The 1111-nt window shown below is 76.7% G+C and carries 1 protein-coding gene; it reads right to left on the bottom strand.

The genetic code is table 11. The annotated features are described in order from the left end of the window. A partial coding sequence (locus tag ACFFNX_RS50805) for a cobalt-precorrin 5A hydrolase (protein ID WP_378213682.1) occupies positions 1 to 950 on the bottom strand: 950 nt, incomplete at its 3' end. Between the last annotated feature and the right edge of the window lie 161 nt (positions 951 to 1111).

Genomic DNA, 1111 nt, shown 5'->3' with positions numbered 1-1111 from the left:
CGCTTCTCCACGAGGAGCCCCGCGCCCGGCCCGGCGATGAGCAGCGCGGCGGCCTCGGCGACGCTGGGCGTGCCGACCTCGGCGCGTACGACGTCGGAGGGGTTCGGCACCGCCACGGAGGCCAACGCCCCGGCCGGGTGCGTGACGACCTCCCAGCCGCGCTCGCGCGCCACCTGGAGGATGCCCTCCTCGTCGGCCTTCAGGTCGGCGGTCGCGAGGTATCGCACCGACTCGGGCGCCAGCTCGCCCGCGGCCAGAACCGAGTCCACGAGCGCGGACACCTCGGCCGCCGGCACCCCGCGCGCCGAGCCGACGCCGACGACGAGGGACTTCGGGCGGTAGACCAGGGCGCCGTCGAACCAGCCCGCGTGGCACATGCAGTCATACGCGGCCTGGTCGCTGACGAGGATGCGGTGGCCGCCGGGCGGCGCCTCGGGCGAGACGTTCGGCGGAAGGGGCGGCAGCGGCCAGCCCTCGGCGCCCTCCAGACGCACCGGCTCCCCGGACAGCACCGCGGCCCCGACGTGCGCGAGCAGGCCGGGGTTGTGCACGGTGAAGCCCAGGTCGGCGCCGTACGAGCCGAGCGGGGTCACGTTGCCCGCCTCGCTCGCGGTGGTCACGACCGGCGTGCAGCCGAGCACGCCGGTCAGCCGGTGGGCGAGGAGGTTCGCGCCGTGGTGGCCGCCGAGCACGGCGACCGCGAACGCCATCGACTCGTCCACGCAGACGACGGCCGGGTCGGTCGTCTTGTGGCCGAGCAGCGGTGCCAGCACGCGCACGGTCGCGCCGACGGCGAGGAAGCTCACCACGGCGTCGCAGGTGTGCCACGCCTCGCGCAGGGCGTCGGCGGCCCTGGTGTCGGTGAGCGGCCGCACCTCGTCCGGCCAGGCGGCCCGAAGCGTCTCCGCGGCCCTGCGGCCGCTCGCGGTGGCCGCCACGACTCCGATCATGTGCGGCTCCCCGCCAGCAGGAACACCGGGTTCTGCGCGTCGAGGCGGAACGAGCCGCCGGGAAGGTCGGCGAAGCGCGAGGCGACGAGCGGCACGCCCTCGGCGGCGTACCCGGCGTCGGTGAGCGTACGGCGGGCCTGCGCGGCGCGGTCGACCGCGGC

The sequence above is a fragment of the Actinoallomurus acaciae genome (genome assembly GCF_042429965.1).
Classification (GTDB): Bacteria; Actinomycetota; Actinomycetes; order Streptosporangiales; family Streptosporangiaceae; genus Actinoallomurus; species Actinoallomurus acaciae.
This window is presented reverse-complemented; position numbering and strand designations above follow the sequence as displayed.